Below are 25,076 nucleotides of genomic sequence, written 5' to 3'. Positions count from 1 at the left end.
GAAAAAGTAGGGACGAAGAACACCTAAGGATGATTAGATTGTTTTCTTAAGCACAATCTCAGAGCGACTATCAAAACCTAGATCCCCAATACCAACGACTTCCCAACCTTGAGAGCCCAAACCATTAAGAATTTGTGGCAAATCCCCTCCTACTTGGTTGCCATTCAGAAACCAGACCACAGCATTAGGTTCATTCTTTCCTACAAGAATCTGATATTGGAAAATAGCCATTTGACCTCCTGTATTGGGTTGCCTTTGGATCAGTCCAACGGAATTCTAGACGAACTTTTCCAGGTAATACCCCCAATTAAGATTTTATTAAGAGTTCATTCTCGCACCTCTAGAAGTTTAAACCATGTCACTCGCTGAGTTAATTCCTCTGGTCAACAATCTGAGCCAGTCAGACAAATTATCACTCTTTAAAGTCCTAGCCACACAAATCCCAGACGCTGAACTACAAGTCATCTTCTCCGCACCAGAGTATCCAATTTTGTCCCTCTACGACGCAACGGCAGCAGCAAACATTCTGATGCAGATGATTCAGGATGACCAAGGGGCATCTGCTCATGCCTAGTAAAGTTGAGTTTACCTTTTCTGAGGATGACGCATTACTGACAATTCCTATCATTCTCAGTCATGCAGACTCTTCTTTTTCTACGAAGGCACTGGCCGCTACAAATCTTGGATGACACTGATAGCAGATAAGTCAACTTTTAATTCTCGCTCTTCTACTATTATTTACCCCTCATCAATAAACGGGTTTTTAATATTTAAACCAGAAATACCCTTAAAATCATCAACATTTCTAGTGACCAAACATCCATTTTGGCTCAATGTTGTTGCGGCAATAATGGCATCGGGAATCTTGATTTTATACTGTCGTTTCAGTTGAATAGTCAGATCTTCAATTTCTCTCAATATGGGAATTAATTCAAACTGTGAGAGTAAATCTTCAATTATCTGCTCTTCTTCCTTAGACAAAGTAGGAAAACTGAGTAACTCAATTCTGACAATTGGTGAGATAAAAATCTGATGCAAACTCAAAAAAGCTTGGGAGAAAAAAGAAGTAACTATATCGTCATCGGCTAAATAATAAATAAAAATATTGGTATCATAGACGTATTTCATCCATCCCACTCCCGACGAAGAGACTCTACATGAGATAGCATTGCCGCTTTTTTATCCTTAAGAATACCTTTGGCTTTAACCACCTTTTGATAATCTTTTTGCCAAAGCTGAAGCAGTGAATCTGGCACGTCTGCTGTAATAAAATTTTCATCTTCAGCAATCAGATAATTCCTTGGTATTTTAATCAGTGGCACAGCTTTTCTCCTAATACCAAACAGTATTTAATGTTTCTCTCTGTCATAGACCATCATTATATATTATCATCACAAGTACGGTAGAGCCACCAAGTCAAGGAATATTCGGGTGATAAAACTAACTTTGTTCAATTTAGAGCGGGATTAAGTAATTCTACCTGACAGCGTAATGCTGCATCTATTAATTGCTTATCATTGGTAGCCAATGGTAAATCTAAGCGCAAAGCAAGTTCTAAGTAAGCAGCATCATAAGAAGCTAATTTTTGTTCTCTTGCTAGTGTTAAAGTCCTGCCAAAAGCTTGGACTGAAGTTAAAGAATCAATAGTAATAAGTAAAGACTGTAACCAATTAATCGATGCTTGAGTTTGCTCGACCGTCATCCGATTTCTTATTTCTGCGACTAGGAGATTATTGACAATCTCTAAAGACCAAATTTCGGGAACAAATGCTTCGGCGTTTGGCATTATGTCTAATACTGCGTTAGCATAATCGTTATCTTCATCGACCAAACACCAGCTAATTGCTACCGAACAATCTAAAACGAACTCAATCAAAACCGCCTCCCTTCTTCTCGCATGGCACGAATTTCACTTTTAGGTAAAGCTACAGTTTTTTGAAGGCGGCGCATTCCTGAAATAGCTTGGGTAATAGATTGCTCTACTACTGGGTTGCCCCAGGCATTATAGCGAGGTTTTCTTTCCTCTTTTCTACTTGCTAAATCTTCACTGACTTCTTGAACCGCTTCAACGGTTACTGTAACATTTACTTCAGTTTCTTTAAAATCGGACGGTATATGTAAATGTAAGATTCCATCTCTACCAATCTGAGAACGTAGTTTAATTGTTGGCATATTAAAACCTCGTATATTCTTATCCTTTTGCCCCTTTATAAGCAGTAAAACGTAGGGTGCGTTAGACGGCAAAAATTGCTGCTGTGACTGGAAGGTGACAATCCGTCGTAACGCACCACCTATCATCAAAACTTACTCATACCGGCGGTTACGTTTGCGGACAATCCAGAGGATAAACCAGATAACCAGGACAAGTAGGGCGATTTTTGACACGGGAGCCAGATATTCTTCCACAAGTGGGTAATTCTTCCCTAAAAAGTAACCTGCTGCCGTTAAAAAAACGACCCAGAGGGTCGTGCCGATGGTGGAGTAAACTAAAAAGGGAATCATCGCCATGTGATTCATCCCGGCGGGAAGGGAAATCAAAGTTCGCACTCCAGGGACCAAACGACAGAGTAAAACCGCTTTACTACCGTGACGGTTAAACCATTGATTAGCTTTTTGAATATCTTTAGCGGAAACGGTAATCCATTTGCCGTATTTATCGGCTAGTTTTTCAATTTTTTCCTCATCTACAACCCGACCGAGATAATACCAAGGTAGCGCTCCGACTACGGTTCCGACAATCCCCGCTACCACTGCCGGAATAAATTGCATTTGTCCCTCATGGACGGTAAAACCCGCTAGGGGCATAATTAATTCTGAGGGAATGGGAGGAAAAAGATTCTCTAAAAACATTAATAGAGCTATGCCTAAATAGCCCATAGAAGTCATTGTATTTGTAATCCATTCAGTCATATTTTTTTATGATTTAGAAAACAGTTTTAAAGTTAAAAAAAGGGAGTGGGAAGTAGGAATTATGAATTATGAATTATGAATTATGAAGTGGCGGGTACTGACTCCTAACTCCTAACTCCTGACTCCTGACTCCTGACTCCTAACTCCTGATAACTGATAACTGATAACTGATAACTGACAACTGATAACTGATAACTGATATTAGGTTCCGGAAGTCCAGGAGTTGATATATTCTAATTGGGCTTCGGTGAGAGTATCGATTTCAATCCCCATGGCTTGTAGTTTCAAGCGGGCGATTTCTTGGTCTAATTCGTAGGGAATTGAGTAGATGCCGGGGGCTAATTTACCTTTATTTTTAACCAAGTATTCTACACCGATCGCCTGATTAGCGAAACTCATATCCATAACGGCGCTAGGATGACCTTCGGCGGCTGCCAGGTTAACTAGGCGACCTTCACCGATAACAACGATGGATTTACCGCTTTTTAGGCTATATTGTTGGGTAAAGTTGCGAACTTCCTTAACATTATCGGCTTTTGCGCCTAAAGCTTGCAGGTCGATTTCAATATCAAAGTGACCGGAGTTGGAAACAATCGCCCCATCTTTCATCAGGTCAAAATGTTCAGCCCGGATAACGTGCTTGTTACCAGTGACGGTGATAAAGATATCGCCTTCTTTAGCGGCTTCATCCATGGGCATAACCCGGAAACCGTCCATCGCCGCTTCAATGGCACGCACGGCGTTGATTTCGGTGACAATTACATTAGAGCCTAAACCTTTGGCCCGCATAGCCACACCTTTACCACACCAACCATAACCAGCCACAACCACGGTTTTACCGGCAAGGAGGATATTGGTGGCGCGAATGATACCATCAAGGGTAGATTGACCTGTACCGTAGCGATTATCAAAGAAATGCTTGGTTTCTGCGTCGTTAACGTTCATTGCGGGGAAGGATAAGACCCCGGCTTTGAGCATGGCTTGCAAACGGACGATACCGGTGGTAGTTTCTTCGGTAGTACCGATAATGTCGGGTAATTGGTGACTTCTTTCTTTAACTAGGGTGGCTACCACATCACAACCATCATCGATGATAATCTGGGGTTTGTGATCGAGGGCGATTTGAACGTGACGGTGATAGGTGTCGTTATCTTCCCCTTTGATTGCATAAACGGGGATGCCGTAATCAGCGACTAAACAAGCGGCCACATCATCTTGGGTGGAAAGGGGATTACTAGCAATTAGTAACGCATCAGCGCCACCGGCTTTTAGTGCGATGGCCAAATTAGCGGTTTCGGTGGTAACGTGACAGCAAGCGACTAAACGCAGTCCAGCAAAGGGTTTTTCGATGGCGTAACGTTCGGCTAATTGACGCAAAACGGGCATTTCCCGACCGGCCCATTCGATGCGCTGTTTGCCGATGGGGGCTAAACTAATATCTTTGATGTCGTATTTCTGTTGAACTGGTGTTGCTACCATAAGGGGTTTTCCTTAAATACAAGCCTAGGCTATTGGTTAATTTAACTTAACATTGTCTGGGTATTTTGGCTAATGTCAAGCTTTCCACTGGTTTTTTATATAGGAAAAAGTTATCAATCCCTCGCTGACCTATCCAGAAATCGGTACATTGTCTCTATTTTAGATAATCATATAGTACAATAAAACTACTTTATGATCTAAATTAAGCTAGAAATCTCTATCTCGTGATGATAAGATAAACTGATGGGCGAGAAACTGACAGGCGTTAATCCCAAGATAATCCAATGGGCAAGAGAAAGGGCGAGATATTCTCTTGAGTCTGTGGCGGTCAAGTTTAAAAAAGATGTTTCTCTTATCGAGAAATGGGAGTCAGGAGAGGACTTTCCTACCTATAGTCAATTGGAAAAGTTAGCAGAAATATATAAACGTCCTCTCGCTTTATTCTTTTTCCCAGAACCTCCCCTAGAAGCGGAGGAAAAACAAGAATTTAGAACTTTGCCAGACTTTGAAATCGAAAACCTGGCCGCCGATACTATCTATGCTTTAAGACAAGCAAAAGCGATGCAATTGTCGCTACAGGAAATTAATAATGGTATTAATCCTAGTACCAAGAAAATCTTTCAGGATATTGCGGTTAGCTCTAGTGATGATTTAAGGATATTAGCCGAACAGATCAGAAATTATTTAAACGTTACTCTAGAAGAACAACTGACCTGGAATGATCAGGAAACTGCCTTAAAAAAATGGCGGAGTGCCGTGGAAGAAGCCGGTATTTTTATTTTTAAGCGTTCTTTTAAGCAGCGAGAAATTTCGGGATTTTGCTTGATAGATATTGAATTTCCGATCATATATCTTAATAATAGCACGGAAAAATCTAGACAAATATTTACCATTTTTCATGAATTAGCACATATTCTTTTGCAGACTAATGGAATTACTAAGTCTGACGATAGATATATTAATAGTTTGCAAGGAGAAAATAAATATATCGAGATATTTTGTAATAAATTTGCTGCAGAGTTTTTGCTTCCTAATCATGTCTTTTCTGAGATAATCAGAGAAACAATAGTTAACGATAAAATTATCTCGAAAATTTCCAGTGATTATAAGGTTAGTCGAGAAGTAGTTTTACGAAAACTATTAGATAATAACTTTATTTCTCAGAAAGAATATAGTCTTAAAGTAAGCGAGTGGTACAGTGAGCAGGTGGGAAAAAGTCAGGACAAAAATGAAAAATCTGGCGGTAATCCCTATGCTAATCAGGCGACATATTTGGGAGAAAATTACCTAAAACTGGTATTCAATAAATACTATCAAGGCCAATACGATATCGAGCGTGTTGCTGATTATCTAAACATTAAAAAAGTTGCTACGGTGGAAAAACTTGAACAATATTTATTAGACAAAGGACTGTTTTGATGGTTTACATTTTTGACACAAGTAGTTTTAAGGTCTTAGGAAACTATTTTCCCAAAAGTTTTCCTACCGTTTGGCAAAAAATCGATTTGCTTGTGTCAGAAGGTAAACTACAATCAGTACGCGAAGTGCTTAAAGAAGTAGAATATGGCAATAATAAACAATTTGTTTTAGATTGGATAGACTTCAATAAACAAATATTTTTACCACCCACTGCTCAGGAAACTTTATTTATTCCTGAAATTTTTTCTATAAGAAACTTTAAGGATTTAGTGAGTGAAAAAGCAAGATTACAAGGAAAGCCAGTGGCTGACCCATTTATTATTGCCTGTGCCAAGATAAAAGACGGTTGCGTAATTACCGAAGAAGCCTTGAAGCCTAATGCTCCCAAAATCCCCACAGTCTGTCAACACTTTTCTATCGATTGTACCAATGTTCAGGGTTTAATGGAGCGGGAAGGTTGGCAATTTTAAAACTAAAATTAATGGATAAATTGCCAATAAATTTATATGTTGAAAAGGCTTTTTCTGGAAAACTAATAACCATGTTCAGCCAGAAATTCTAGGCTAATCTCGCTAGGAGGGTGATAAGAGCGCATTCCTAGCAATTTTTCCACATATTTGCCTAAAATATCCCCTTCTAGATTCACCCAATCGCCTAATTTTAAATGGGAAAGATTGGTTTCGGCGTAGGTGTGGGGGATGACAGCCACTTTAAACCAGCTGCCGGAGGCATCACAATCGGCCACGGTTAAACTAATGCCATTAACAGCTATACTGCCCTTACCGACGATATAACGAGCTATGTAGTTATTCCACTGCTCTTCTAGGGAACTAGGGGCAGCAAAGGTCATTTCCCACGAATTAGCCACGATTATCGATTCGACTAAACAGCCAATTCCGTCCACATGACCGGTGACAAAATGACCGCCGATTTTACTACCCACCCGCAAAGAGGTTTCTAGGTTAACGTTGGTTTCTGTTTTAATCCTTCGTCCCAAAGTAGTGCGCTGTAGGGTTTCTGGGGAAGCGGTGGCCACAAAACCCTCTGGGAGAATTTCCTCAACTGTCAAACAAACTCCATCCACAGCCACACTATCACCAATCATTAAATCTTGGAGAATTGTATCAGAAGATACAGACAAATATAGTCTATCAGTATCCACGACCCGAATTTTTCCCAAGGCTTGAATTAATCCTGTAAACATCGGCTTTTTTCTCGACTATAAATCCTTATGAGTGAAAGATTGGGCATTTTCCCCAGAATAATCGGCGACAATATGACCATCTCCCACTAATTGATATTTGTAGGTCACTAATCCCTCTAATCCCACCGGACCACGGGGGGGCATTTTTTGGGTACTGATACCCACTTCGGCCCCAAAACCGTAACGGAAACCATCGGCAAATCGGGTGGAACAATTATGAAAAACTCCGGCGGCATCGACTCGATCGCTAAAGGTTTTGGCCGTGTTAAAATTTTCGCTGACAATGGCTTCCGTGTGTCGAGAACCGTAATAATTAATATGTTCGATTGCCGATTCTAGACTATCAACAATTTTAATTGACAGAATTAAATCACTATATTCGGTTTGCCAGTCTTCTTCTGTGGCCGATGGTACGTTAATAATCTGACGAGTTGCTTCATCTCCCAATAATTTAACCTTTTTTTCCTCTAATGCTCGGGCCACTGCGGGTAAAAATTGTCTAGCGATGTCTTGATGAACCAATAAAGTTTCAATGGTATTACAAGCGGCAGGATATTGGGTTTTACCATCAACGGTAATCCTAATTGCTTTGCTTAAATCGGCTTCTTTATCGATGTAGAGATGACAGATACCATCGGCATGACCGAGGACGGGAATACGGGTATTATTTTGGATATAACGCACAAATTCGTTAGAACCTCTAGGAATTATTAAATCGATGTATTGATCAAGTTTTAATAGTTCCTGAATTTCCTCTCGTGTTGTTAATAATCTTACCGCCGCTGGATTAACTTTAGTTTCACTCAAGGCCTGATGAATAATTTTTACTAAAGCTTGACAAGAACGGAGCGCCTCTTTCCCCCCTTTTAAAATAACGCCATCACCAGATTTTATCGCTAAACTGGTAATTTGAATTAAAGCATCGGGACGAGCTTCAAAAATAACCCCTAAAACCCCTAAAGGACAGGTTATTCTCCGCAGAATTAAACCTTGATCTAATTCCCGATTAATTTGCATCGTAGCTAAAGGATCTGCTAATTTAGCCACATCTCGCACCCCGGCAATAGCGGCTTTTAATTTGCCAGAACTTAACTCTAATCGCGCACATAAAGCTGGGGATAATTCCATCGCCTTAGCTGTTTGAACATCGGCGATATTAGCTTCTAGTATTTTATCAGCATTGGCAGTCAAAGCCTCAGCAATAGCCTCTAAAGCTTCATTCCTTTCTTCGTTAGTCAGGATAGCCAGTTGACGACTCGCTTGACGGGTTTCTCTGGCGATTTCGGGGAGGGATAGAGAAGTTGTAACCATAGAAAATTAAAAGTAATAACCGCTATCTTGTTTATTTTATCTTATTTTTGAGAAAGCTTCAGGGTCATTAGACCTCATTGTAAAAATCAAAAATTGTTGTTAGGGTTAGGAGTCAGTAGTCAGGAGAATTAAGAATGAATAATAGTCAATTAAATGGTCTATTTACAGATTTGGCTCTCTTGAGTTTGGTGGGTAAAATGTACTCTAAGATACAGTCCTGCCAGCGAGCGACTAGAACGAACCACAAAGACACAAAGGACACAAAGGACACAAAGGACACAAAGATCGATCCTATATAAGTTAAACTTATCACACAAAGAATAAGAAAACCCTGATTTTAGGCAATTTAATCTTTATTTTCGAGGTTTATTGAAGGTTATCAACTCTTGTCATGATCATCATAAATCTAGTTAACTAGAAAAAATAGCCGAAATTAGTGATTTTTCTATCCTATATCTGTAGAGACATTATAGTTAACATCCCTACAGGATATAGACTATCTAGACCGGATTGGCAATCAGACAGTTAGATACTTCTTGACGCGCCCAATCATCGGCGGCTAAAATGTCATCTAGGCTAGGGGTAGAACTGTTATGAATTGCAAAGCGATCGCACACTTTTTCAATCACCCGGGGAATATCTAAGAAGCTAATCTTTTCTTCTAAAAATAATGCTACCGCTTGTTCATTGGCCGCGTTTAATACTGCTGGCATTGCCCCACCTGCGCGGCCGGCCGCATAAGCTAATCCCATACAGGGATATTTTTGATGATCGGGTTCTTTGAAGGTTAAACTGCCGGCTTTAACTAAATTTAAAGGTTCCCAATCGGTATAAATTCTTTCAGGCCAAGACAAGGCATATAACAGGGGTAAACGCATATCGGGCCAGCCTAATTGGGCTAAAACCGAGGTATCCTGTAACTCAATTAAAGAGTGAATAATACTTTGGGGATGAATGACAATATCGATCGCATTATAATCGACACCAAATAAATAATGAGCTTCGATAACTTCTAGACCTTTATTCATTAAAGTAGCCGAATCGATGGTGATTTTTCTGCCCATCGACCAGTTAGGATGTTTCAGGGCATCAGCTACGGTTACTTGTGACAATTTTTCCACGGGTAAATCCCGAAAAGCACCCCCAGAAGCGGTGAGAATAATCTTTTTTAATCCCCCGGTGGGAACTCCCTGTAAACATTGAAAAATAGCTGAATGTTCCGAGTCAGCAGGTAATAATTTAACTCGGTGTTTTTCCACTAAAGGCAGCACCACCGGGCCGCCAGCAATCAGGGTTTCCTTATTAGCGAGGGCAATATCTTTACCAGCAGTAATAGCGGCAATTGTCGGCAGCAATCCCGCACAACCGACAATTCCCGTGACGACGCTTTCGGAATCGCCATAACGGGCCACTTCGATTACTCCTTCCTTTCCTGCTAGGATAATCGGGGTATAGTCAAGGTCGGAAATTAGGCTTTTTAGGTCTTCTAGTTGACTTTCGTTATTAATCGCCACGATTTGCGGGCGAAATTGCCGAATTTGCTCCGATAGTAGTTGAATATTATTACCCGTGGCTAATCCCACCACTTGAAACTTATCGGGATGATCGGTGACAATATCGAGAGTTTGAGTTCCGATCGAGCCTGTAGAGCCTAAAATCGAGATTTTTTTCATAGAAACTTACTATAATTTGGCTATTAGCTTTTAATATACGTTCTCTGGGGTCTCTCCGGCACATCGGCGTAAATATTAAATATTTGTTAAAAAAGTTGCTATTTTAACTTTTTTATGCTGCGACTTAGAAAGGGTCAGCGATAGAGATGGTGAGAGAATCGAATAGAAAGGCTAATGGATTAGGCTGTCTAGCGGGGGGTCTGGTTTTTTGCCTCTTATTTCCCCTGTGTGTTTACGTTTTTGGTTGGTTATCCTTCGCTCTTGGCCCGATGGGTTGCGCTTTCCCCAGTCAATGTTCGGCAGAGGGGGAAATAATCAAGTTTATCCTATCAATGATTTCGTTTTTTGGGGGAGGATTCGCATTACCTATATTCCTCAGTTGTGCCGTGGGAAAAGCCGTCAGATTTGGGTTAAGTCGGAGAAAATAACCGAACTTAAACTTAAGTTCGGCTAGATTTATCATCTATTTAACCACTAAATAAAACTAACTTTCTGTCGCCGTTGCCGTGGTGGGAGGCAACTTAATATTAGTAGCTAATCCCAGAATTTGCAGCAGACGAATGGTCATCCAAGTCAGGTCAACTTCCCACCATTGTAGGCCATGACGGGCAGAATACTGATAGGCATGGTGATTATTGTGCCAACCTTCACCGAAAGTTAAGAGGGCAACCCACCAACAATTTTTAGAATTATCGTGGGATTCATGGCTAACATAACCAAATTTGTGAGTGGCGCTGTTGACAAACCAAGTGGAGTGGAAAACTAAGACCAAGCGAACAAAAATTCCCCAAATTACAAACGGCCAACCACCCATAGCATAGAGAATTAAGCCTAAAACAATTTGGATAGGAACAAAATAATTTTGACAGAATTTATAGAAAGGATCGTCGGCGATATCTTGGGTAAAACGAGCAATTTCTTCGTCGGCAGGAATTTCGTGTAACATCCAACCCATGTGACTCCACCAGAAACCTTTATTGGAATCGTGGGGATCGGGAGCAGTATCAGAATATTTATGATGAATACGATGTAAACCTATCCATGCGATCGCACCCCCCTGACAAGCGAGGGTTCCGCACAAAACCAGAAAGTATTCTAACCATTTGGGAGTCTTAAAACTCCGATGGGAAACCAAACGATGGAAACCGAGGGTAATTCCTAAACCCCCAGTAATCCAATAGAGAATTAATGTCACTCCCACAGCACCCCAGCTAAAATTGCCAGGCAAGAAGGCTAAAAGAGCCACTAAGTGGATAAAAGCCATGTAGATGAGAGTCACCCAGTCGATGGGAAGTTTTTCGGAAGTCGCAACAGTCATTGAATAACCCAAAGGGAAACAACAGGAGACAGAGCATCATCGTCTTATCTGTCTCGATTTGACACAGGGGAAACTTTGACGCTTAATAAATAGTAACAAATATCACAGTCTATTGTTTGATGGATATCCCCCCTCTACTCGACGGGGCAGCAAAGGCCTTACTCCCCATCTTTTCGGAAATTGACGCACAGGTCAAGGAAAATCTCGCTAAAATCCTATTGGGAAAGTATGGCGAAGCGATTGATTTCCCTAGGTGAGGGTTTTTATCGGCAATGCTATCGGACGGGAAAGCCCCAGTCAATACAGCCTAATCTCTTCTAGAAACAGTAAATAAGGTAATTTATAGACAAAAAAAGACAAATAAGTCCAAAATATCTGTTTTATTCGATCACAACTATATATTTAGCCAGATTACATCGAAATCAATGACTGTTTACTTACCTAAACAAATAGTTCAGACTAATCATCCTCACCCCGTGGCGATCAGCGAAATTGTCTCGATAGCGATCGAAGCCCTCTGGAGTAATAAACTGCGGACTTTGTTAACCATGTTAGGGGTGATTATTGGCATTGCCTCCGTGATTGCTCTCACCTCCGTAGGCCAAGGAGTACAAAAAGCCACCGAACAAAAAATTCAATCTCTAGGTACTAATGTTTTACAAATTTTACCCGGAGAAGCCAGAACCGGGGGGATTAGTCTCGGCCGCGGTTCCAGTAGCACCTTAATCTGGGAAGATGCCAAAGTTATTCAAAATCAAGTTCCTGGTGTACAGGTGGTCTCCGCCTATCTGCAGCGTCCAGCACCCGTGGTGGCGGGCGAGGTCAATCATGCCACTAATGTGGTGGGCATCGATCTTAACTACATGAAAGCGAGAAATACAGAACTCAGCCAAGGTCGATTTTTTACCGAGGAAGAAATGGCACAGGCGACACCAGTGGCGATTTTAGGCTCGACTCTGTTAACAGAACTCTTTGGCGATGATACCAATGCGATCGGTAAAAAGCTTTGGATTGAAAGAAAAAATAGTTACGAAATTATTGGCGTATTTGAGCCAAAAGGTGCCGAAGGTTCGATTGATCGCGACGATCAGGTCTTTATTCCTCTGAGCAATATGTCTTCTCGTCTGGTGGGCAATAATTCTTTAAGTGGTAAGGCTGTTAACGGCATTTATGTCAAAGTTGACCAGCAAGATCAGATGAAAAATGCCGAGTATCAAATTACTAATCTTTTGCGTCAGCGTCACAATCTCGCCGCTGCTCAAGCCGATGATTTTAGCATTAGAAACCAAACAGATGTGGTCAAAACCTTGACCACGGTAGTGGGTTTGTTTACAGTGATGCTGGTGGCGATCGCTGGCATTTCCCTAGTAGTCGGTGGTATTGGCATCGCTAATATCATGTTAGTTTCCGTGGTGGAACGCACCAGGGAAATCGGGATTCGCAAAGCTGTGGGGGCCACCCGTTCGGCCATCCTCCAGCAGTTTTTAGCGGAATCGGTGATGATTTCCCTGACTGGCGGCGGCATCGGTGTGTTATTGGGCATTTTAGTAGCGTTCTGTAGCGCCCAGATTTTCCGATTTCCCTTTGTCTTGTCAGGTTGGTCGATAATCAGTGGATTTGGTTTATCTTTTATCGTTGGTTTGTCAGCAGGAGTAATTCCCGCCCGTTCTGCCGCTCATTTAGACCCGATTACCGCTTTACGACGGGATTGAGGCTAGTACATCCTAAAAAACGATTAAGCCATCTTGAAGGCGGATCACCCGTCTGGTTTGGGCGGCTACATCAGGATCGTGGGTGACAATCACAATCGTGATCCCCTGTTGATTGAGTTCGGTTAGTAAATCCATCAGTTCTTGGGAAGTTTGTGTATCTAAGGCCCCCGTCGGCTCATCGGCCAACACCAGAGCCGGTTGATTAACTAGGGCCCGGGCGATGGCGACTCGCTGTTGTTGTCCCCCGGAAAGTTGGCTAGGCCGATTGTGGAGATAATTAGCCAATCCAACTCTAGCTAAAGCTTGCATCGCTCTTTGACGACGCTTTGGCTTGGGAACATTGGCATAGACCATCGGCAACATGACATTTTCTAGGGCAGTGGAGCGGGACAATAAATTAAATTGTTGGAAGACAAAGCCAATCCTCTGATTGCGAATATAAGCCAGTTGGTTATCGTCCAAGTTCTTTAAGTTTCTGCCTTCTAAAATATATTGTCCCCCCGTCGGGCGATCGAGGCAGCCGATAATATTCATCAGGGTTGATTTCCCGGAACCCGAAGCTCCCATAATGGATACGTATTCCCCTGACCGAATTTCCAGATCTATGCCCCGAAGAACAGGTATTTTCACTTCCCCTAGAGAGTAAATTTTTGTAATTGTCTGCAAGAAAATCATCGTTTTTACCAGGGGTGATTTAATACCCACATTCCGCAGGTTAACAAACAAAAAAAAATCATTAAACCTGAAAGCCTTTCTGTGCAAGGGCTTTGTCTAATTTAGTTCACTTGAATTAATCTGTTTATTGATATTGATAATGAATCCTCCTTATTGAGAATTTGTTGAGCAAGGCTTGTACGATATTGCTTTGCGAAAATTATCCCTCTTTTGTCAGTTTAGGAAATTTCCAGGAAATTAGGCCGTTTCAGCCAAAGATAAATCAAGGTTTGACAAAAGAGGGGGGAGCATCTCACCTTTGTAACCCCTAAATCAGGTTTTATGTCAAGCTATTTTGAAAGCCTTGCTAGAAAACAGTTTTAGGGATAAGTATAATTAGTCACTTGCATAAATAAGATACTCCCAAAGAGGGATATTTATGAAGTGGAATCTGAACTGCGGAATCTTGGATATAATCCAATTATGTACTAAAAACAGGAAATTCATGACAAATATTCACTCGATCATCGGTATATTCCCCTCCAATGAAGAAGCAAACATAGTTGTATTGGAGTTACAAAAAAAAGGCTTCGATATCAAAAAACTTTCATTGCTAAAAACCATTATACCCCCAAACATAGAGGGTGCAGACTTCCACCCACCTCACCCGGCAGGAATTCAACCCCCTCACCCAGAGGGGATGCAGCTTCCTTACCACCCAATGGGCATTCAACCCCCTCATCTGGAAGGAGTTCAACCTCCTGTCTCAGAAAGAGTTGAACCCCTTCATCCGGAAGGGGTTCAACCCCCCTGTCCTCATTTCTTGCCCGGAAGATTACCATCTTCAGCAGTTGGCTTGGCCTTAGTAGGAGCAGAAGCAGCTGGAATACTATTTATTCCAGGTCCTGGACCTGTTTTGATTGCCGGACCGATTGCGAGAACACTGGTAAGTTATGTGGAAAAAATGATTACTGATGGCCTTGATCCGGCCGCAATCTCAGCAACTGGGGGACTAACAGAGGGATTGGGCATTCCCAAGCATAAAGCACTGCAATACGAGGCTGAAATCAGAGCAGGCAAATATGTTTTACTGATATCGGGGAGCGAGGAAGATGTCAGTCAAGCTAAAAATAGCAGTGGGAGCATCTCACCTTTGTAACCCCTAAATCAGGTTTTATGTCAAGCTATTTTGAAAGCCTTGCTAGAAAGCAGTTTTAGGGATAAGTATAATTACTCACTTGCATAAATGAGATGATCCCAATAGCAGAATAGCAGTCTTACTTCGCCTAAAGGGAGCATACCATTTTCGTAAAATTATTACCAATAGTAAGGCAATAGAAAGGGTTTCAGTTCCCCTGAGAATGGCTAACGTGCCAAATTGGGATGCTCCCCGCCTAAAAGATAAATTTTTGTAATCGTCTGCCAGAAAATCATCGTTTTTACCACGGGTGATGCGGGATAATTTTGCCCTAAAAATTAGGTTAAGCAATGGAATGTCAAAAATGGCACTATGTTAACAAATATAAAGTAAATTTTTTCAGTGCTGGTTGACTATCAACTGCTATTTTTATCGGTAAGTTCCAACTATGTCCACATTTAAAGATGAATGTATCCAATTTTGTCCACTTTCCGAGAGTTATCTCAACTAGGTACTTGATTAAAACTCTTTAGCTCAAGAGAGGCAATTATTAAGAAATAAACAAGATCTGGAATCACTTTAAAATAGTGAGAATAGAATAAAAGAACTAAACAGTAAATATAAGGAGAAATCAATCAATGTTAACACCAAGACATCCTCACCCCCCCGCTGCCCCGCAAAGCCCTCCTCCTAGTGTGCCTCAAGGTCATCCTCACCCGGCGCATCAAGGGTTTCCACCGGGTGGACCCCAGAACAATCCTCCGGGGACACCGCAGCCCTTTGCACCGACTGGAGCAGCCCCGGCTAATCTACCGCGTCTAACAGAACAAGATCAAGAACTCTTAAAACAATTACTCGGTAATGATGAACAGGCTCAAGCTTTAGGGGGGATGTTACAAAACTCACCGCCAGAAATTGCCGCTTTGGGTTATTTAATCTTACGAGTATTTGAACGGAGTCAGCCCTAGTTGGTCTGGTTCTTCGGTTGCTTGTCTGCTTACCAAAGAGCAGAAATGTAATAGTTGCCGAAGAACTTGTATACCGTTTTTTTGAGATACAACAATTTTGGCAATTCCTAATTTTTCCCTGATCACATAGTTATTTCCCTCTATAAGCCCTGGGAATTTACCTTGAGCACCTCTCAAAAAAACATTTTTAGATTCCATCCTACTCGGTCAATCCCTATCTACACAACCCCAGAGACTTAAGAGAGCGTTATCTTGATTTTCCCCGCCAGCTTAGGTCAGGATTCTGCCAGAGAAAATATAGTCAAACGAGGATAAAAATTTACTATGAACTCAGAACCAGAAATCAATACTCCTCAAAACGTTCCAGCACCAACACCATTTCCTAATCAGTCGGGAATGATGCCCTCCTTGCCGCCCACAGATGCCGGCCGGGGAGCGCCCCATAATCAAGGTGGAGTCAGTCCCTTCATGCCACCCCCCTTACAGGGAGATAACGAACCACCGCCCCATCCCCCCGACGGTACACCCTTGCCGAATGTCTGGATTTATGAAGGAGAAGCCTATGATCTCACGGAATTTATTGCCAAGCATCCGGGGGGACAATTTTTTATTGGACGTACCAAGAACAGAGATATAACCACGATTGTCAATATCTTTCATCCCAATCCTGAAAGAGTCAAAAAAGTCCTGCAAAAATATTCCCTTGGACAACAGGGAAGACCAGAGCATATTCATCCTAAATACAACGCTCCTGCCTTCTTATTTAAAGAGCATTTCAACGGTTGGCGGGATACCCCTCGCTATGATTTCCGCAACCCAGAACAATTGCTAAATAAGATTAAAGCCAGAGTTTACTCTCCAGAATTTAAACAGAAAGTGGAACGCATGGATTTTCTGTTTAATGTTATCAGTATCTGTCTTTTTCTTCTCTATTTTGTGGTGCAAGGGCTGTACTTAGAGGCCAGACAGTATATGCCGATTTACCTATTTGTGCCTCTCATCACTATGCTAAGAATTGCCCTAGCAGGGGTAGGTCACTACCTAATTCATCGGCCACAAGTGGGATTAAACAAGGTATTTGCCAATATTTTTGATATTAACTACGTTCCCCTCGCTTTAGTAGTAACAGACGGTCATACTTTACTGCATCATCCCTTTACCCAAACCGATGTTGATATCAAAAAGAATGTTTTCACCTTCATGTTAGAATTGCCTCGTTTTTATCGGGTTCCAGTTCATACATTCCATAAAATAGGCCATGTGGTTACGGGAATGTTTGTTCGCATTATCGAATTATGTATCCTCGCTTTTAAAGCAGGTGTTAAGGATATGTATGGCAGTTGGCAGCTGGGATTTCCACATTTTTTAGGTAGCTTTGGTATTCACTTATTACTATTAATCGAACTGGTTATCTTTTGTCTGTACGGTCAGTTTTGGGCTTGGTTAGCGCAGTTTTTCCTTACCCTCTGGATTAGCACTTTTATGATTGTGGCTAGTCATGATTTTGAAGCCGAAGAACCGCCAAGAGACCCTATGGCACCACCTCAATGGGAAACCCAAGATTGGGCGGTTATGCAGATTAAAAATTCCTACGATTTGACCATGGTAGGTAATAAATATATTGACTGTTTTCTCTCGGCAGGCCTGGCTCCCCACCGGGTGCATCACGTTCTTCCCCAACAAAAAAGTGGTTTTGCCAATATCATCAGTGAAGATATTGTCCGGGAAGAATCGGAAAAATTCGGAGTTGAATGGGCGGCACCTCAAAACTTCTTTTTTGATCGCCTACCAGCGCTAATTAAACACTATCTAGCCGTGCCATCCCGATTAGCCAAAGAGAAAGACTTGGGCTTATTGAAAGAACATTTTCACCCGCAAGCCTTAGGAACAACCCTAGACTATATTGTCAAAGGTTGGGCTGGTATTGGTTCGATTTGATCCGACAAAAACTAGAAATTCGGGCGGCAAGTTTCGGGAAAATTATTGGGCATATTACGGATATAATCAAGACCCAGACTTTTCCCTAGCTTTCCAGGCAATTGGTTGACAGAAACCCTCCCTATAATACCTAAACTGGTTCTGATATTTGCCATGCAATCTCCTCAGTTTTTACCTGTTATTGAAAGTCTGGCCACTGGCACTCCTGGCAATCTTGTCCAACAAACGGATGCCGCTAAATTTTTAGCTAACCTCAAAGGTCTAGAGAAGAATCAACATCGTATCGAAAAAATCTACGAACATACCCGTATTGACACTAGGCATCTAGCGATTAATTTATTAACGGAAGAAACTGTTAACTTTAGTCGAGAAAAGGGAACTATTGAACAACGAATGCAAATGTACGAAAAATATGGGCTTCCCCTAGCAGAAGATGTGACGAGAAGAGTGCTTTTAGCCGCATCGGAGCAACAGAAAAAGCATAATCCTTTGAGTACAGAAAAGATCGAAGATTCTATTGGTCTAATCGTATTCGTCACCAGTACAGGTTTTGTGGCTCCGGGTATAGATGCTCAATTAATTAAAAGTTTAGGACTTCGACGCAACATTGCTAGAGTGCCAGTTAATTTTATGGGTTGTGCAGCCGCAATGAATGGTTTACGAGTAGCCTGTGATCATGTAAAAGCCAACCCCGAACACAAAGCTTTAGTAATTTGTTTAGAATTAAGTTCTATTAATGCCGTTTTTCAAGATGATTTAAATGACATTATCATTCATAGTATTTTTGGTGATGGTTGTGCAGCAGTAGTAATCGGAGCCTACGAACCAGAACAAATACAAGGTCGAGGAAAATTTGTCATTCGGGATAATTTTAGTTATCTGGCTGAAAATACCGAAGACGGCATTACCTTAGGCATTAGAGACAATGGTATTACCTGTCTGCTGTCCCGTCAATTACCTGATTATATTGAGTCTGGTGTCGGTCGAATTATTACTAATTTTCTGAATAGTCATCAGATAACCAAGGAAGATATTGATTTATGGATGGTTCACCCCGGAGGGACAAAAATTATTGAAAAAGTGCAACTTTCCCTAGATTTAAATGATGAACAAGTGGCCGATAGTTGGGGAGTTCTCCGTCAATACGGCAACCTACTTAGTTGTGCGGTTTTATTTGTAATGGAACGCATGATCTTAAGATTAGAACAAGGATGTGAGACGCAAGCTCTTAAACAAAATAAGAGCGGAGTTACTCGTCAAAACGCCGCATCTTTGACAGGTTTGGCCTTCTCTTTTGCCCCAGGAGTCGGTATTGAAGGAATTCTCCTAGAGAAGATTTAACCCCACCCTTGAAAATCTATCACCGGACAGGAGGACAAACTTAATGGAATTTTTGAGATTTTTGCTGGCCATATCCTGGAAACATATCACTATTGCTATCGTAGCAGGTTTAGTTAGCGGTGTTGGCAACGCCCTTTTAATTTCTTTGATTAATCGAGAAGTCCATGAGGGTCATGCGGTCAATGCTCTACAATACTTTAGCATCTTGGCGATATTTATTATAGTGACCAGCATTATCTCACAATTTGTGCTGATTTTTCTCTCACAGAATGCTATCTATGAACTGCGAGTGAAATTGAGTAAAAATATTTTGTCCTCTCCTTTAGAACATCTAGAGAGACTGAAGGAAAATCGTCTTTTGGTTAGTTTTACCGATGATGTTCATACCCTAACTCATGCAGTGGCATCCGTGCCGAATATCTGTGTAGATTTTGCTACAGTTGTAGGCTGTTTCGTTTACTTTGCTTGGCTATCTAATGCCCTTTTCGTCTTAACGATAGCTTCTACTGTTAGTGCCATCTGGTTTGTGCAAACGATCCTGAATAAAGCCGAACGTTTATTTTTTAAGTCGAGGGAAGAAGAAGACACCCTATTTAAGGATTTTCAAGCCTTGATGAGCGGCATCAAAGAACTCAAGCTCAATCAGTCCAAAAGGCAGGCTTTTATGGAGAAGGAATTTCAGAGTAGTGCTGTACGGCTTCGGCAACTAAATACCAAAGCGATGAAAAGATTTGCGATCGCTAACGGGTTTGGACAACTATCTCAGTTTCTCAGTTTGGGATTTATTCTGTTCATTCTACCTTTGTTTTTAGACATTCCTTTAACCATGTTGGCCGCCTATGTTTTAATTGGTACTTTCATCGCCTTGCCAATGCAGAATATGCTCAATCGCATTCCTGAATTAGTCCGGGGAAATATTGCCCTGCGAAAAATTGAAAGGATGAAATTATCTCTCTCCAGTCTCTCGGAAGCAGATACCCTAGTTTTATCCATCAGTCCCTCCTGTCAACTACAATTTCAAGCTGTCACCTATCTCTATCACCCAGAATTACCACCTTTCCCCCCCGAAGGTTTCCCCGAAGGTCATCCACCTTTCCCCCCCGAAGGTTTCCCCGAAGGTCATCCACCTTTCCCCCCCGAAGGTTTCCCCGAAGGTCATCCACCTTTCCCCCCCGAAGGCCTTTCTCAAGGTTCTGCCAATGGTTTACCGCCACTGGCACCAGAATCCCCCTCCTCCGAGAGGAAACTAATTCCCTTTCCATCCCATCCCCCCTATTCTCAAAAAGGCAACCCACCACCACCGCCAAGGGCAGATGAAAAAGGGTTTCTGCTCGGACCAATTAGCTTTTCTTGGCAACCAGGGGAACTGATCTTTATTATTGGCGGCAATGGCAGCGGCAAGTCAACTTTAGCTAAACTAATTACAGGACTATACCCACCCCTATCGGGAGCAATTTATCTCAATGGTAAACGTATTACTCAAGATAATGTGGAGTGGTATCGTCAACATTTCTCGGCAATTTTCTATGATTTTTACTTATTCGATAGTTTTCTTGGTTGTGATCGCCCCAATCTCGATCAAGAGGTAGAAAATTATCTGATGCAACTGCAATTAGCCCATAAAGTTACGGTAAAAAATGGAGTTTTATCCACCACAGAACTATCTCAAGGACAAAGGAAACGACTGGCTTTATTAACAGCCTATTTAGAAGATCGTCCTATCTACCTGTTTGATGAATGGGCCGCCGACCAAGAACCCCGTTTTAGGGAACTATTCTATAAACAGATACTGCTACAACTGAAAGAAAGAGGAAAAATAGTTATTGTTATTAGCCATGATGAGCGCTATTTTCATCTGGCCGATCATATTATTAAGCTCGATTATGGTGCTGTGGAATCGGAACAGACTGTTCAACAATCAGGTTCTCTCTAAATTAACCCACCAGTTTCTTACTCACTATGTCAGATAGTTCCTCCTTCCAAAAACTTAACAAACAGCCCGCAATTAGCTGGGCATTGGGATTACTAACTTTATTTTTAGCCATTGGTGGTATTGCTCTCGCCTATCGTCAGTTTGGGCAGCTCCCCCACCGGGCTAGTTCCCGTCCGCTGCCTGTAGCCGTGGAACGGACGGATCTAACCGTCGTCGTTTCCGCTAATGGCACTGTGGAACCGGAAAAAGTGGTTAATGTCAGTCCTAAAACAGCAGGAATTTTGAAGGAACTGCTAGTAGATGAGGGTTATACTGTCAAAAAAGGACAGATAATTGCTAAAATGGACGATTCTGATTGGCAGGGTCAATTATTAGAATCCCAGGGCAAACTAGCGGCAGCCCAAGCTAATCTCCGCAAACTAATCGCTGGTAATCGTCCCCAAGAAATCGCTCAGGCCCAAGCAAAACTGGAAGAAATAGAAGCAAACCTACAAAAACTGATGGCTGGTAATCGTTATCAGGAAATTGCCCAAGAAAAAGCTCGTTTAGAAGGGTTAAAAGCCATTTTCAAAAAATCTGATGATGAATATCGTCGCAATCAGCTACTTTTCAACGAAGGAGCCATATCTCAACAGACTTTAAACGAAAAACTGGCAACCAGGGATAGCACCCAGGCTGCCGTGATTGAATCCCAAGAAAAGCTATCTCTCCTTAAAGAAGGAACTCGCTCGGAAGAAATTGCTCAAGCAAAGGCGGAAGTGAGAAATCAACAACAGGTCTTAGACCTTCTCCAAGCAGGAACAAGACAGGAGGAAATCGATCAAGCACGGGCGGAGGTGACCACTGCTCAGGGTTCTCTACAAAATGTCAAAACTCAGATTGAGGATACCATCATTAAAGCACCCTTCGACGGTGTGGTTACTTTTGTCTACGCTGAACCGGGGGCCTTTGTCGCTCCTACTACGACCGGCAGTTCCGTATCTTCGGCCACTTCTTCCTCGATTTTATCCCTGGTTTCACAAAATGAAGTGGTCAGCAATGTAGCAGAAAAAAACATTGATAAGATACGGGTTGGGCAAAAGGTGACGATTACAGCCGATGCTTATCCAGATAAAGTATTTCATGGACGAGTCTCTCTGATTGCCACCCAAGCAACGGTAGAACAAAATGTCACCAGTTTTGAAGTGAAAGTGACCCTAGAAGAAAAGGCGGCCAGGGAATTAAAAGCGGGAATGAATGTTTCTACCGATTTCCAAGTCGGCCAACTGAAAAACGCTTTAACCGTACCCACTATTGCCGTTACCCGTCAGAACGAGCAAACCGGTGTTTTTGTCGGTGCACCTAACCAACCACCCCGATTTGTCCCCATTACCACTGGCGTTACTATCGGCAATCGTACCGAAGTTAAAAGCGGACTCGATGGCTCCGAACATATCTTAATTAATCCACCCTCGGACACCCGACCACGCCAAGGTTTTTCTTGGCAAAGTCTCTTTGGTGGTGGGGGTAATGAACCGGCTGCTGGTGGCCCTCCCCCCGGTGCCCCACCACAGGGAGCCTCACCCCCCTCAGGTGGGCCGCTCTAATCATCCCTATTGTCAACCTTGGCAACTGTTTTAAGCGCAAGGACTGGCGTTGTATGATCAGTAGGCGTGGTAAATGCAATACAGATCACAGTCTATTGTTTGATGGATATCCCCTCTCTACTCCACAGGGCAGAAAAGGCCCTACTCCCCATCTTTTCGGAAATTGACGCACAGGTCAAGGAAAATCTCCGTCAAGTCCTCGCTGCTTTCCGTGCAAACCGCGTCGGGGTGCATCATTTTGCTAGTGTTAGCGGTTATGGTCATGATGACTTGGGACGGGATACTTTAGATCAAGTGTTCGCCCAAGCCCTGGGGGCCGAAAAGGCAGCGGTGCGGGTACAATTTGTTTCAGGAACCCATGCGATCGCCTGTGCCTTGTATGGGGTTCTCCGACCGGGGGATGAGATGTTAGCGGTAGCCGGTGCGCCCTACGATACTCTAGAGGAAGTAATTGGGATTAGGGGCAGTGGTCAAGGTTCTTTAAAGGATTTTGGCGTTAGTTATCGGCAATTAGAGCTAGATTCTACTGGTGCGATCGATTGGTTGGCCTTGGCAACAGCAGTTAAACCCCAAACCCGTTTAGTACATATTCAAAGATCCTGCGGTTATTCCTGGCGATCGAGTTTGTCTATTGACGAAATCGAGAGAATTGTCCGTATAGTTAAACAACAAAACCCGAATACGGTCTGTTTTGTCGATAACTGCTATGGAGAATTTATCAGCACCCAAGAACCCACCGATGTGGGGGCAGATCTAATGGCCGGTTCTCTAATTAAAAACCCCGGAGGTACAATCGTTACGGCCGGGGGATACATAGCAGGTAAAGCGGAATTAGTAGAAATGGCCTGCTATCGTCTGACAGCACCGGGGATCGGTGGGGAGGGAGGGGCAACTTTTGACCAAAATCGTCTTCTCTATCAGGGATTGTTTCTAGCGCCGCAAATGGTGGGAGAAGCGATGAAAGGCAGTCATTTAATCGCCTATGTGGGTGATAAGTTGGGTTATCCGGTCAATCCTGCTCCTTTTGTGCCTCGACGCGATATTATTCAAGCAATTAAACTCGGTTCTCCCGATAAGCTGATCGCCTTCTGTAAAGCCATTCAAGCCTATTCTCCCATCGGTTCCTACTTAGACCCCATTCCTGCCCAAATGCCGGGCTATGAGAGCCAAGTAGTGATGGCTGGTGGCACGTTTATCGATGGTAGCACCTCGGAATTCTCCGCCGATGGACCCCTCCGGGAACCCTATATCGTTTTTTGTCAGGGGGGAACCCATTGGACTCATATTTCCCTAGCCCTAGAACAAGCGATCGCCGCTTTATCTTAAACCGGTCCTCTCACTTTCCTTCTCTCCTCTAGTTAATCCCAATCGAACTTTAAAAACTCAGTTATGGATTGTTTCTCCCCACTTTCCCATACTTTTTAAACAGGATTATAATAACAGTGGTACGATAAAACCGATCAAATATCTAAGGAGTTGTCATGAATTACAATCGCAATATGTTCCCATTCATAGCGGGGGGAATTTTAATATTAGCTTTTACTACCATACTGCGCCCTTTTGCCGTTATTGATACTGGCGAACGCGGCGTTGTCATGTACTTTGGCAAAGTGCAAAAACAAATCCTCGATGAAGGAATTCATCCTGTTATACCGATTGTCACCAAGATCAAGACCCTCAACGTTCGAGTGCAAACAACGGAAGTAAAGGCAAAAGGAGCTTCTAAAGATTTGCAAGATGTGGAAACAACTATTATCGTTAACTGGCACATCAACCCCGACAAAGTTAATCAGATTTATCAACAAGTTGGGGATATAAATGTGATTGTCTCTGGTATTATAAATCCAGCAGTATCGGAAATTGTCAAAGCGGCAACAGCACAACGTCCCGTACAGAATATCTTGCAAGAGCGAGGAGAACTCAAGCGTGAAATTGACACTTCCCTCGCCGAAAGATTAAGACGTTATGGGATAATTATCAATGATGTATCTCTCGTTAATTTTGGTTTTTCCGAAGAGTTTAACGCGGCGATTGAAGCCAAACAAGTAGCAGAACAAAAGGCACAAGAAGCTGCTTTTCGCGCACAACAAGCAGAACAGGAAGCTAAAGCGGAAATCAACCGCGCGAAGGGACAGGCAGAAGCTCAAAAACTATTGCGCCAAAACCTAACAGCAGAAATTTTACAACAACGAGCAATCGAAAAGTGGGATGGACGTTTTCCTATCGTCATGGCTGGTTCAGGCTCCCTTCCCCTGATCAATATCGATTCCAATTTATTATCATCTCAAAAAAAGTAAATAACTTTAGTTCGCATTAAAGAGATTTTACCACGACTTCCACGAAAGAATAGGGCCGACTGGCTAAGGTAAAATTTCCCACAAGAACTGCTGGGGCTGCATCTTAACTTAGTAAAAATATCGACAATCGGGAATTATCAGTGATTTTTAAATTATTCCCAATATATGAACAACCACAGGTGAGTATCGTAGATT

Annotated in this window: 24 protein-coding genes and 1 pseudogene; 13 read left to right on the top strand and 12 right to left on the bottom strand. The window is 42.3% G+C overall.

From position 1 onward, the window contains the following. Positions 1-33: 33 nt before the first annotated feature. Positions 34-231 carry a hypothetical protein gene (locus B5D77_RS11450; RefSeq protein WP_106908855.1) on the bottom strand — a complete coding sequence of 66 codons (198 nt, stop codon included), beginning with the start codon at positions 229-231 and terminating at the stop codon, positions 34-36. Positions 232-355: 124 nt separating this feature from the next. Here B5D77_RS11450 and B5D77_RS11445 point away from each other — a divergent pair, with 124 nt between their 5' ends. Next, positions 356-574, top strand: coding sequence for a hypothetical protein (locus B5D77_RS11445; protein ID WP_106908854.1), 219 nt, complete (start codon positions 356-358; stop codon positions 572-574). Positions 575-738: 164 nt separating this feature from the next. Here B5D77_RS11445 and B5D77_RS11440 read toward each other — a convergent pair whose 3' ends face one another. From B5D77_RS11440 to ahcY, 6 genes are all read right to left on the bottom strand, one after another. Further along, positions 739-1,128: a type II toxin-antitoxin system VapC family toxin gene (locus tag B5D77_RS11440; RefSeq protein ID WP_039900670.1), complete on the bottom strand. Its 390-nt coding sequence runs from the start codon at positions 1,126-1,128 to the stop codon at positions 739-741. Beyond that, a complete protein-coding gene (locus tag B5D77_RS11435) occupies positions 1,125-1,322 on the bottom strand; it encodes a hypothetical protein (protein WP_002789758.1) in 198 nt (65 codons plus the stop codon). The genes B5D77_RS11440 and B5D77_RS11435 overlap by 4 nt, the downstream gene beginning before the upstream one ends. A gap of 128 nt (positions 1,323-1,450) precedes the next feature. Then, positions 1,451-1,876: a type II toxin-antitoxin system VapC family toxin gene (locus tag B5D77_RS11430; protein ID WP_106908853.1), complete on the bottom strand. Its 426-nt coding sequence runs from the start codon at positions 1,874-1,876 to the stop codon at positions 1,451-1,453. Further along, positions 1,873-2,172 carry a hypothetical protein gene (locus B5D77_RS11425; RefSeq protein WP_106909992.1) on the bottom strand — a complete coding sequence of 100 codons (300 nt, stop codon included), beginning with the start codon at positions 2,170-2,172 and terminating at the stop codon, positions 1,873-1,875. The genes B5D77_RS11430 and B5D77_RS11425 overlap by 4 nt, the downstream gene beginning before the upstream one ends. A 132-nt stretch (positions 2,173-2,304) precedes the next feature. Beyond that, the gene (locus B5D77_RS11420; protein ID WP_106908852.1) at positions 2,305-2,910 is read right to left on the bottom strand and encodes a DedA family protein; all 606 of its coding nucleotides are present in this window, start codon (positions 2,908-2,910) and stop codon (positions 2,305-2,307) included. Between the two features lie 201 nt (positions 2,911-3,111). After that, a complete protein-coding gene (gene ahcY, locus B5D77_RS11415) occupies positions 3,112-4,389 on the bottom strand; it encodes an adenosylhomocysteinase (RefSeq protein WP_008206926.1) in 1,278 nt (425 codons plus the stop codon). Positions 4,390-4,632: 243 nt separating this feature from the next. Here ahcY and B5D77_RS11410 point away from each other — a divergent pair, with 243 nt between their 5' ends. Together B5D77_RS11410 and B5D77_RS11405 are read left to right on the top strand one after the other, a co-directional pair. Further along, positions 4,633-5,808, top strand: coding sequence for an ImmA/IrrE family metallo-endopeptidase (locus B5D77_RS11410; RefSeq protein WP_008206924.1), 1,176 nt, complete (start codon positions 4,633-4,635; stop codon positions 5,806-5,808). Beyond that, complete coding sequence (locus tag B5D77_RS11405; RefSeq protein WP_008206922.1) at positions 5,808-6,278, top strand: PIN domain-containing protein; 471 nt, start codon at positions 5,808-5,810, stop codon at positions 6,276-6,278. The genes B5D77_RS11410 and B5D77_RS11405 overlap by 1 nt, the downstream gene beginning before the upstream one ends. A gap of 62 nt (positions 6,279-6,340) precedes the next feature. Here the strand turns inward: B5D77_RS11405 and B5D77_RS11400 are convergent, their stop codons facing one another. From B5D77_RS11400 to B5D77_RS11380, 4 genes are all read right to left on the bottom strand, one after another. Next, positions 6,341-7,012 (bottom strand): riboflavin synthase, encoded by a 672-nt coding sequence (locus B5D77_RS11400; RefSeq protein WP_008206920.1) that lies wholly within the window; start codon positions 7,010-7,012, stop codon positions 6,341-6,343. A gap of 15 nt (positions 7,013-7,027) precedes the next feature. After that, entirely contained in the window at positions 7,028-8,323 is a 1,296-nt protein-coding gene (proA, locus tag B5D77_RS11395; RefSeq protein ID WP_008206918.1) for a glutamate-5-semialdehyde dehydrogenase, read from the bottom strand. Positions 8,324-8,823: 500 nt separating this feature from the next. Then, positions 8,824-9,996, bottom strand: a complete 1,173-nt coding sequence (dxr, locus tag B5D77_RS11390) for a 1-deoxy-D-xylulose-5-phosphate reductoisomerase (RefSeq protein WP_008206915.1) — start codon at positions 9,994-9,996, stop codon at positions 8,824-8,826. 484 nt (positions 9,997-10,480) lie between these two features. Further along, positions 10,481-11,314 carry an acyl-CoA desaturase gene (locus B5D77_RS11380; RefSeq protein ID WP_002748596.1) on the bottom strand — a complete coding sequence of 278 codons (834 nt, stop codon included), beginning with the start codon at positions 11,312-11,314 and terminating at the stop codon, positions 10,481-10,483. Between the two features lie 119 nt (positions 11,315-11,433). Here B5D77_RS11380 and B5D77_RS11375 point away from each other — a divergent pair. Together B5D77_RS11375 and B5D77_RS11370 are read left to right on the top strand one after the other, a co-directional pair. After that, positions 11,434-11,532: pseudogene (locus B5D77_RS11375) on the top strand (aluminum resistance protein); the annotation flags it as partial. Between the two features lie 207 nt (positions 11,533-11,739). Continuing rightward, complete coding sequence (locus B5D77_RS11370; protein WP_106908851.1) at positions 11,740-13,026, top strand: ABC transporter permease; 1,287 nt, start codon at positions 11,740-11,742, stop codon at positions 13,024-13,026. A gap of 12 nt (positions 13,027-13,038) precedes the next feature. Here the strand turns inward: B5D77_RS11370 and B5D77_RS11365 are convergent, their stop codons facing one another. Continuing rightward, positions 13,039-13,701, bottom strand: a complete 663-nt coding sequence (locus B5D77_RS11365; RefSeq protein ID WP_103112132.1) for an ABC transporter ATP-binding protein — start codon at positions 13,699-13,701, stop codon at positions 13,039-13,041. 418 nt (positions 13,702-14,119) lie between these two features. Between B5D77_RS11365 and B5D77_RS11355 the strand changes: the two genes are divergently transcribed. From B5D77_RS11355 to B5D77_RS11315, 8 genes are all read left to right on the top strand, one after another. After that, positions 14,120-14,839 (top strand): hypothetical protein, encoded by a 720-nt coding sequence (locus B5D77_RS11355; protein ID WP_106908850.1) that lies wholly within the window; start codon positions 14,120-14,122, stop codon positions 14,837-14,839. A 617-nt stretch (positions 14,840-15,456) separates the two neighbouring features. Further along, positions 15,457-15,786: a hypothetical protein gene (locus tag B5D77_RS11345; protein ID WP_106908849.1), complete on the top strand. Its 330-nt coding sequence runs from the start codon at positions 15,457-15,459 to the stop codon at positions 15,784-15,786. A gap of 324 nt (positions 15,787-16,110) precedes the next feature. Then, positions 16,111-17,724 carry a cytochrome b5-like heme/steroid binding domain-containing protein gene (locus B5D77_RS11340; RefSeq protein WP_106908848.1) on the top strand — a complete coding sequence of 538 codons (1,614 nt, stop codon included), beginning with the start codon at positions 16,111-16,113 and terminating at the stop codon, positions 17,722-17,724. Between the two features lie 153 nt (positions 17,725-17,877). Beyond that, a complete protein-coding gene (locus tag B5D77_RS11335; RefSeq protein ID WP_106908847.1) occupies positions 17,878-19,065 on the top strand; it encodes a type III polyketide synthase in 1,188 nt (395 codons plus the stop codon). Positions 19,066-19,108: 43 nt separating this feature from the next. After that, on the top strand, positions 19,109-20,998 hold the full coding sequence (locus B5D77_RS11330; protein WP_106908846.1) for an ATP-binding cassette domain-containing protein: 1,890 nt from the start codon (positions 19,109-19,111) through the stop codon (positions 20,996-20,998). 26 nt (positions 20,999-21,024) lie between these two features. Further along, on the top strand, positions 21,025-22,584 hold the full coding sequence (locus B5D77_RS11325; protein ID WP_106908845.1) for an HlyD family secretion protein: 1,560 nt from the start codon (positions 21,025-21,027) through the stop codon (positions 22,582-22,584). Positions 22,585-22,686: 102 nt separating this feature from the next. Beyond that, positions 22,687-23,910 carry a methionine gamma-lyase family protein gene (locus B5D77_RS11320; protein WP_106908844.1) on the top strand — a complete coding sequence of 408 codons (1,224 nt, stop codon included), beginning with the start codon at positions 22,687-22,689 and terminating at the stop codon, positions 23,908-23,910. Between the two features lie 155 nt (positions 23,911-24,065). After that, entirely contained in the window at positions 24,066-24,881 is an 816-nt protein-coding gene (locus tag B5D77_RS11315; protein ID WP_106908843.1) for a prohibitin family protein, read from the top strand. The last annotated feature ends 195 nt before the right edge of the window (positions 24,882-25,076 follow it).

Source organism: Microcystis sp. MC19, from assembly GCF_003019735.1.
Lineage (GTDB): Bacteria > Cyanobacteriota > Cyanobacteriia > Cyanobacteriales > Microcystaceae > Microcystis.
The sequence above is the reverse complement of the archived record's forward strand: the minus strand, read 5'-3'. Positions and strand labels throughout refer to the sequence as shown.

Excerpts from the sequence above, each read along its gene's own strand:
- B5D77_RS11335 (WP_106908847.1), top strand. The coding sequence starts at position 17,878 with ATGCAATCTCCTCAGTTTTTACCTGTTATTGAAAGTCTGGCCACTGGC.
- B5D77_RS11440 (WP_039900670.1), bottom strand. The coding sequence starts at position 1,128 with ATGAAATACGTCTATGATACCAATATTTTTATTTATTATTTAGCCGAT.
- B5D77_RS11445 (WP_106908854.1), top strand. The coding sequence starts at position 356 with ATGTCACTCGCTGAGTTAATTCCTCTGGTCAACAATCTGAGCCAGTCA.
- B5D77_RS11370 (WP_106908851.1), top strand. The coding sequence starts at position 11,740 with ATGACTGTTTACTTACCTAAACAAATAGTTCAGACTAATCATCCTCAC.
- ahcY (WP_008206926.1), bottom strand. The coding sequence starts at position 4,389 with ATGGTAGCAACACCAGTTCAACAGAAATACGACATCAAAGATATTAGT.
- B5D77_RS11340 (WP_106908848.1), top strand. The coding sequence starts at position 16,111 with ATGAACTCAGAACCAGAAATCAATACTCCTCAAAACGTTCCAGCACCA.
- proA (WP_008206918.1), bottom strand. The coding sequence starts at position 8,323 with ATGGTTACAACTTCTCTATCCCTCCCCGAAATCGCCAGAGAAACCCGT.
- B5D77_RS11325 (WP_106908845.1), top strand. The coding sequence starts at position 21,025 with ATGTCAGATAGTTCCTCCTTCCAAAAACTTAACAAACAGCCCGCAATT.
- B5D77_RS11420 (WP_106908852.1), bottom strand. The coding sequence starts at position 2,910 with ATGACTGAATGGATTACAAATACAATGACTTCTATGGGCTATTTAGGC.
- dxr (WP_008206915.1), bottom strand. The coding sequence starts at position 9,996 with ATGAAAAAAATCTCGATTTTAGGCTCTACAGGCTCGATCGGAACTCAA.
- B5D77_RS11320 (WP_106908844.1), top strand. The coding sequence starts at position 22,687 with ATGGATATCCCCTCTCTACTCCACAGGGCAGAAAAGGCCCTACTCCCC.
- B5D77_RS11365 (WP_103112132.1), bottom strand. The coding sequence starts at position 13,701 with ATGATTTTCTTGCAGACAATTACAAAAATTTACTCTCTAGGGGAAGTG.
- B5D77_RS11330 (WP_106908846.1), top strand. The coding sequence starts at position 19,109 with ATGGAATTTTTGAGATTTTTGCTGGCCATATCCTGGAAACATATCACT.
- B5D77_RS11355 (WP_106908850.1), top strand. The coding sequence starts at position 14,120 with ATGAAGTGGAATCTGAACTGCGGAATCTTGGATATAATCCAATTATGT.
- B5D77_RS11405 (WP_008206922.1), top strand. The coding sequence starts at position 5,808 with ATGGTTTACATTTTTGACACAAGTAGTTTTAAGGTCTTAGGAAACTAT.
- B5D77_RS11400 (WP_008206920.1), bottom strand. The coding sequence starts at position 7,012 with ATGTTTACAGGATTAATTCAAGCCTTGGGAAAAATTCGGGTCGTGGAT.
- B5D77_RS11450 (WP_106908855.1), bottom strand. The coding sequence starts at position 231 with ATGGCTATTTTCCAATATCAGATTCTTGTAGGAAAGAATGAACCTAAT.
- B5D77_RS11380 (WP_002748596.1), bottom strand. The coding sequence starts at position 11,314 with ATGACTGTTGCGACTTCCGAAAAACTTCCCATCGACTGGGTGACTCTC.
- B5D77_RS11315 (WP_106908843.1), top strand. The coding sequence starts at position 24,066 with ATGAATTACAATCGCAATATGTTCCCATTCATAGCGGGGGGAATTTTA.
- B5D77_RS11425 (WP_106909992.1), bottom strand. The coding sequence starts at position 2,172 with ATGCCAACAATTAAACTACGTTCTCAGATTGGTAGAGATGGAATCTTA.
- B5D77_RS11410 (WP_008206924.1), top strand. The coding sequence starts at position 4,633 with ATGGGCGAGAAACTGACAGGCGTTAATCCCAAGATAATCCAATGGGCA.
- B5D77_RS11345 (WP_106908849.1), top strand. The coding sequence starts at position 15,457 with ATGTTAACACCAAGACATCCTCACCCCCCCGCTGCCCCGCAAAGCCCT.